Origin of the sequence: Nocardia sp. (assembly GCF_025465275.1) — a bacterium.
Classification (GTDB): Bacteria; Actinomycetota; Actinomycetes; order Mycobacteriales; family Mycobacteriaceae; genus Nocardia.
This window is the reverse complement of sequence record NZ_JAODNK010000153.1, coordinates 53,175-59,642: the sequence shown is the minus strand read 5'-3', so window position 1 is coordinate 59,642 and position 6,468 is coordinate 53,175. Positions and strand designations below refer to the sequence as shown.

Sequence of the window (6,468 nt, the reverse complement as noted above, 5' to 3'; positions counted from 1 at the left end):
GGTGCGACTCGGGCCCGCAGAGTCGAGTCAGGCCTGCTTGGTCGGCAGCACGATCACCTGACGCAGATTGACGTGTGCGGGCCGGCTGGTGGTGTACGCGATGAGGTCGGCGATATCGTCGGCGCTCAGCGCCTCGAGCGCGGTGAACATGCCGTCGAGCTGGCCGCTCAGCTCCGGATTGTCGATGTGCGTGCCCAATTCGGTATCGGTCAGGCCGGGCTCGATATTGGTGACGCGCACCCGGCGCGGGCCGAGCTCGGTGCGCAGGCTGCTCGACAGATGGGTGAGCGCCGCCTTGGTCGCGCCGTACACCGCGTAATCCGGGAAGGTCACGTGTGCGCCGATGGAGGAGATATCCACCAGATCCGCGGTGCGCCCGGCGTCGGCCGCCGCCAGCAGATCCGGTACGAAGGCGCGAATGATGCGCAGCGCACCGGTGATATTGGTGTCGATCATCCGGACCCACTCGTCCTCGCGGCCCGCCGTTATCGGGTTGGGCAACATGACGCCGGCCGCATTCACGACCAGATCGACCGGGCCGAAGGCCTCGTGCACCCGCGCCGCGGCGGCGCTCACACTCGCCGGATCGGTGATATCCACCGCGACGGCCAGCGCGGTGCCGCCGTCCGCCTCGATCTTGGCGGCCAGGGTCTGCAGCCGGTCCGCGCGGCGGGCCAGCAGAGCGACCCGTGCGCCGCTGCGGGCCAGCAGCAGTGCGGTGGCCTCGCCCATACCGCTCGCAGCTCCGGTGATGACGGCGGTGCGGCCGGCCAGGTTCTCGTAGCTCATTTTCGAATCTCCTTCGCTGTGTTCTGTACTCATCTTGGAGAGGCGCAAGGGGGTCAGCGAGGGGTCCGGTTTTCCTGGGTCCGGCAGTACCAGGATCGATCCCTAGGCTGAACGGCATGCACACCGATCTCGGCGAATTCCTGCAATCGCGGCGCGCCCGCATCCAGCCGTCCGACGCCGGGCTGCGCGAATACGGTCGCCGCCGAGTCCCGGGCCTGCGGCGCGAGGAGGTGGCGCAGCTAGCGGGGGTCAGCGTGGACTACTACATCCGGCTGGAACAGGGGCGTGGCCGCAATGCCTCGGACGCGGTGCTCGATGCCGTCGCGCGGGCGCTGCGCCTGACCGATCCCGAACGCGCGCACCTCTACGCGCTGGCCCGGCCCTCCGGTGGCCACCTGCCGAGCACGCCCGGCGTGTACCAGGATTCGCTGCGCCCGGGTGCGCGGCTGCTGCTGGATGCCATCACCGCGCCGGCGTTCGTGCTGGGCCGCCGCATGGATGTGCTGGGGTGGAATGCGCTGGCGGACACCATCTCCGGCTTCTCGGCGCTGCCTGAGGCCGAGCGCAATCAGGCCCGCTCCCTCTTCCTGGATCCGGCCGCTGCCGACTTCTATCCCGAGTGGGAGATCGTGGCGGCCGAGACCGCCGCGTTCCTGCGCCGCGATGCCGGACTGCATCCGGATGATCCGGAGCTGGCGGTTCTCGTCGACGAACTGTCCCGCCGCAGCGAGGCCTTCCGGCGCATCTGGGCCGCCCATCCGGTGAAGGAGAAGACGTACGGCGCCAAGCTGATTCAGCACCCGGTCCTGGGCCCGCTCGATTTCGGCTACGAGACCCTGGCGCTACCGGGCGATCCGGATCAACTGCTGGTGGTCTACACCGCCGTCCCCGGTTCGCCGACCGCCGCGGTGCTCGCCGATCTGACGGCGGGCAACCCCGTCGCACTGCGCTGAGGTGCGACGATGACGGCACAGCACCAGGCTGGTATCGACTGCACAGCTTCCCGGCCGGACACCCTCTCACGTGGTAGACCGGCTTTATGACGGAGGCGGTCGGCAACGGCGCCGAGCCCTCGGCAGCAGGGCGCGCAGCGCCCACGGCAGCGGGGCGTTCGGCGGAATTCTGGGGTTACCTCATGTGGGGCCTCGCGGGACTGGCGATTGCCGTCCCCGAACTGGCATCGGTGTTCAGTTTGGCGGACTGGCCCACCATCTCGTCGACGATCGGGCATCTGCAGGCCCAGCACGCGTGGGTACGCCTGATCGTGGTATTCGTCATCGTGGTCCTGGCGTATTACGCGGTGCCGCAATTGACGATGGATCCCGATCCGGCGCCCAGCACCGTCGGGGGTCGGCCGGTGACCGCCAATGGCCGTATCACCACGAACAATGCGTCGGTCCAGCTGCTCGGGGTGGGGTATCTGGTGCTGGCCGCAGTGGTCTTGGTCTTCGGCGTGCTGTTCGCGGCCGGTGCGCGGCATATGGATCCGAATACCTACCTGGGCGCATACGTGCTGTACGGCCTGATCGCGCTCGTATGGGTGGTGATTCCCAGCGTGCTGTCGCTGGTGTTCAGCCGCGATGTCCCGTTTCCGACGCTGTTCCGGACCATCGGCTATCTGGAGCGCCGGGCCCATCCCTTCGCGGCGGTCCTGCTCGCGCTGCTGGTGGTGCTGCTCATCCATCTGGCCCTGTACCCGTGGCCGCGGGTGGTCGCGTAGCGCCTGGAAGTCGCTCCGTCGCTATCATCGCAATCGTGCGTGCATTGTCGGGAAAGGTGAGTGTGGCGCTGCTGGCCGCGCTGCTGCTCTCGGCCTGCGGCACGCAGCACAGGGACACTCCCGCCGCCGCTCCCGCCGGTTCCAAGCCGCAGGTGGCCGCGCCGTCGGTGGATGTCGGGCTCTGTGGTTCGGCGGACGCCGCCCAGGTCGGCACGCAATCCGGGCTCGGCGCGGTGACTCTGGTATCGAGTGACGCACTGCTGTGCCGCTGGGAGGCGCAGGACGGATCGAGCGTCACCTTCCGCTGGTTCCGCGGCAGTCCCATCGATCAATATCACAGCGACACAGCGACTTCCGGGAAGCGGGACGGCATCGATATCGGCGGCCGCCCCGGATACAGCTGGCGCACTGCGCATTCCTGCGAGGTGGCGGTGCCCACCGGTGACGCCGATTTCATCGCCTGGACAGTCGATTCCACCGCCGGCACCCCCGATGCCGCCTGCGTCGCCGTCGACCGGCTGGCCTCGACGACCCTGGCGAAGGGGTAAAACCCATGCTCACCAAGACAATTGCGGCAGTGGTGGTAGCCCTTGCGGTAGTCGGCGGCATGACCGGATGCTCGAGCCACCAGCAGGACACCACCGTGCGCTCGGCCGACGACCCCGACCTGCTTGCCGGGTGTGGTCCACTGCCCGACCAGGTCATCGCGAATACCCTGCACGTGCCGTCGGTGCACCAGCAGAGCGCGCCGACCATCTGCAATTGGGTCGGCGACTACCCGGCAGGCGGCACCGTCGGACTGACCTATGCCTGGCTGCGGAACGACAATCTGATGACCGAAACCAAGGTGGCCGCCGATTTCGGTTATCAGATCGAGCGCGTGGTGATCAAACATTTCGCGGGCATGTACGTGCGGGACCCCAGCGATCCGGGCAGCTGTGCGGTGACCATTTCCGATACCGGCATAGTCACCTGGTGGGTGCACAATCGCAACCACACCGCACAGCCGGATCCGTGCGCCGCCGCCATGAGCCTGATGCAGGCGACGCTGGCGATCGACGGCGTCTGATCGCCCTTTCCTGCCTTCGGATACTCAGCCGGTAATCGCCTGGAAGATCTTGACGCCCACCAGGATCACCGCCACGAGCAGATAGCCGCGCAGTGCGAGCATGCCCGTCATCCGCGCCGTACCGAACACCGGACGCTCCAGCGTGTGCAATGCCGGGGTGCGCCAGGTGTCGCGGTCCTGCTCCGCGATCGCCTTGCGCTCGGCGCGGGTGAGCGGGGTGGCATCCAATTCCTCGATCTGATCCGGGTCGATATTGCCGAGTTCCTGTGCGGTGCGCTCGATTTCGCGCCGCTTGGCGATCCGCCGGCTGATCAGCATGCCCGCGCCGCCGAGCAGCCCGACGGCCACCCCCGCACCGAATCCGATCTCGAGGGCGCCGGTGGTCAGACCGGGGAAGAAGGTCGCGGCGGTGAGCGCCAGCGACAGCAGCACCAGCGACCACACGATGACACCCGCGACAATGTTCTGCCGCACGGTATTCACCCACGGGCCGAGCACAGCCCGGTCATTGCAGAGCAGCACCAGAAACACTGTGGCGGAAGGCAACAGGACACCGGCCAGCGCCTGCACGCCCTGGGTCAGCAGGCCCAGTACATGATCCGGGCTGAACGACACCGCCGCCGCGATCGCCAGCAGCGCCGCATATCCCGCATAGAACATCGGCGCTTCGGTGATCTTCCAATGCAGCGAGTGCCGCTTGCCCATGGTGTCGCCGAGGGCATAGGTGGTGGCCAGGCCCACGGCATTCGCGCCGATGAGCGAGGCATCCAGCAGCAGGATGGCGAACAGCGCGCCGACGGTCTTGCCCATGTGATCGGACAGGCTCTGGGCAACAGCCCCCGCATCGGTGAAATTGCCGATGGCATCGGTGCCCGCGAGACCGAAAGCAGCGGCGGCCATGATGGCGATCGCGCCGGCCATGACCACGACGATGCCGATCCACAGATCGATGCGCTCGTAGCGGATCCAGCGCGGGGTGATGCGCTTGTCGACGATATTGGATTGCTGGAAGAACAGCTGCCACGGCGCGACGGTGGTGCCGACAATGGCGACGATCAGCAGCAGCAGTGTGGAATTCAGCCCACCCGGGAATGAGGGGAGCAGGCCGTGGGCGGTGTCGCGCACACTCGGATGCACCATGAAGGCCAGTGGGAACATGACGATATTGACGGCGATGAGCCCGAAAAGGAAGCGCTCCCAACGACGGAACGAACCGCCCGCCACCATGGCGAACAACAGCACCGCCGCCAACGGTACCGAAATGCCCTTGGGCAGGCCGAAATAGCCCAGAGCCATGGAGACACCGATGAATTCGGTGACGATCGTCAGCGCGTTCACAATGAACAGGTCGCCGACGCTGAACGCGCCCCAGAACCTGCCGAATCGGTCGAAGATCAAGCGCGCGTGCCCGACTCCGGCGACCGCGCCAAGTCGCACCACCATCTCCTGGTTGACGTACAGCACCGGGATCAGCAGCAGCAGCGTCCAGACCAGGGCCATGCCGTAGTTCTGTCCGGCCTGCGCGTAGGTGGCCACGCCACCGGCGTCATTGTCGCCGACCATGACGATGAGGCCGGGGCCCATGATCGCGAGCAGCATGCGCACACGCTGTTTGCGGGTACGCCCTTCGAGGGTGTCGTGCTGGCCGATACTGCCCAGCGCGCCGACGATATCGCCCACGTGGGCGGAATCCATGGTGGCGGAGGTGGCGGCGGCTCCGGTGGGAGCCGCGGTGGTCGCGGTACGGCGGTCGCCGCCATTCGAGAAGAAGGCCATAACCATTCCCTCGCTTTCGACATCAGGTGTTGCGGGCGTGCGGAATCAACCCGGTCACCTAGCGATTTCGGGCATACCGAAGCTGCTCGCGGCGCACGCCTACCACACCGCCGGCAATGCGCCGGAGGGTCGAATGTGCTTGCGGGTCAGCCGATTACCGAAATGCGGCAAGCCGGGGACGAGACGAATCGGAAATCCGTACTCGGATACGGACTATCGCCGGAACTCATGTGTCGCCCCTCACCTCCTTGCCGCCGTGACGCACGAGGACGTCGTGAAACTCGTCGCGTCAGACCGCGCGGGCAAGGGGGAAACACGGCCACGCGCAAAGGCGTAGCCCTGCACCCCTCTCGTCAGAGCTTCGGCACTGTACGACGTATCCGGGGGCTCGCGGCCCGGGGAAGCCACTTTGGATCAACCCTTAATCCGGGCTGATCTGTCCTAACCCTGGGCGTCTCTCGACGTCGTCGGATCAGTGGCCTGTGTTCGTACAGGAGCCTCGCCTAGCGAGGTGCTGACTCGGCAATGTTGAGCGTGCTCGGTGGGATTGTCAACTTCGGCCCGGTCGGTTCGTTTTCCGGACTGCCTGTTGACAAGCCGGGCGTAAGGGTTTTGAAACCGGGCGGGAACAGCATGGGGACACCCTCATCGAGCACCCGAGAAAGACTCCGAAGTCATGAAAGCGACATACTTTTCGACCGTCCTGTGTGCCGTCGCGGCGGCCACCACGGCCCTCGCCCTCAGCGTGGCACCGGCGAATGCCGCGCAACTCGATCAGTTCGTCACGCCGTCCGGGAATATCGGCTGCCTAGTCGGCCCGCACGGTGCGGTGTGCGAGATCAGGGACCACAGCTATGCCCAGCCGGCGGTGCCGGCCAACTGCCACGGCGCGTACGGCGACGTGTTCTCCGAACAGGACGGCGCCTTCGCGCAGATCAACTGTCACACCGATCAGCCTGTCGACTTCCATTCTCGCGTAGTCGATTACGGTCAGCAGGTCCGGCAGGGCACGCTGGCGTGCAATGTCACCACGCGGTTCGTCGAATGCGCCGACGGCAGCACCGGCCACGGCTTCACGCTGGCTCGCGAGTTCTACAGCGTTTACTGAAACCCG

7 protein-coding genes and 1 riboswitch are annotated in these 6,468 nt (G+C 66.6%); of the genes, 5 read left to right on the top strand and 2 right to left on the bottom strand.

Annotation, left to right across the window (positions count from 1 at the left end):
• Window positions 1-27 precede the first annotated feature (27 nt).
• Window positions 28-789, bottom strand: a complete 762-nt coding sequence (locus JWN03_RS32640; RefSeq protein WP_297623035.1) for an SDR family oxidoreductase — start codon at window positions 787-789, stop codon at window positions 28-30.
• A 116-nt stretch (window positions 790-905) separates the two neighbouring features.
• Between JWN03_RS32640 and JWN03_RS32635 the strand changes: the two genes are divergently transcribed.
• From JWN03_RS32635 to JWN03_RS32620, 4 genes are all read left to right on the top strand, one after another.
• Entirely contained in the window at window positions 906-1,742 is an 837-nt protein-coding gene (locus tag JWN03_RS32635; protein ID WP_297623033.1) for a helix-turn-helix transcriptional regulator, read from the top strand.
• 86 nt (window positions 1,743-1,828) lie between these two features.
• Window positions 1,829-2,509, top strand: coding sequence for a hypothetical protein (locus JWN03_RS32630; RefSeq protein ID WP_297623031.1), 681 nt, complete (start codon window positions 1,829-1,831; stop codon window positions 2,507-2,509).
• Between the two features lie 35 nt (window positions 2,510-2,544).
• Window positions 2,545-3,057 carry a DUF3558 family protein gene (locus JWN03_RS32625; protein WP_297623029.1) on the top strand — a complete coding sequence of 171 codons (513 nt, stop codon included), beginning with the start codon at window positions 2,545-2,547 and terminating at the stop codon, window positions 3,055-3,057.
• A 5-nt stretch (window positions 3,058-3,062) separates the two neighbouring features.
• Complete coding sequence (locus JWN03_RS32620) at window positions 3,063-3,578, top strand: DUF3558 domain-containing protein (RefSeq protein ID WP_297623027.1); 516 nt, start codon at window positions 3,063-3,065, stop codon at window positions 3,576-3,578.
• Window positions 3,579-3,602: 24 nt separating this feature from the next.
• Here the strand turns inward: JWN03_RS32620 and JWN03_RS32615 are convergent, their stop codons facing one another.
• The gene (locus tag JWN03_RS32615) at window positions 3,603-5,354 is read right to left on the bottom strand and encodes an NRAMP family divalent metal transporter (protein ID WP_297623025.1); all 1,752 of its coding nucleotides are present in this window, start codon (window positions 5,352-5,354) and stop codon (window positions 3,603-3,605) included.
• 338 nt (window positions 5,355-5,692) lie between these two features.
• Window positions 5,693-5,872, bottom strand: a riboswitch (M-box (ykoK) riboswitch).
• A 158-nt stretch (window positions 5,873-6,030) separates the two neighbouring features.
• On the opposite strand from JWN03_RS32615, the gene JWN03_RS32610 reads away from it, so the two are divergent.
• Window positions 6,031-6,462, top strand: a complete 432-nt coding sequence (locus JWN03_RS32610) for a DUF6636 domain-containing protein (protein ID WP_297623022.1) — start codon at window positions 6,031-6,033, stop codon at window positions 6,460-6,462.
• Window positions 6,463-6,468: the final 6 nt, after the last annotated feature.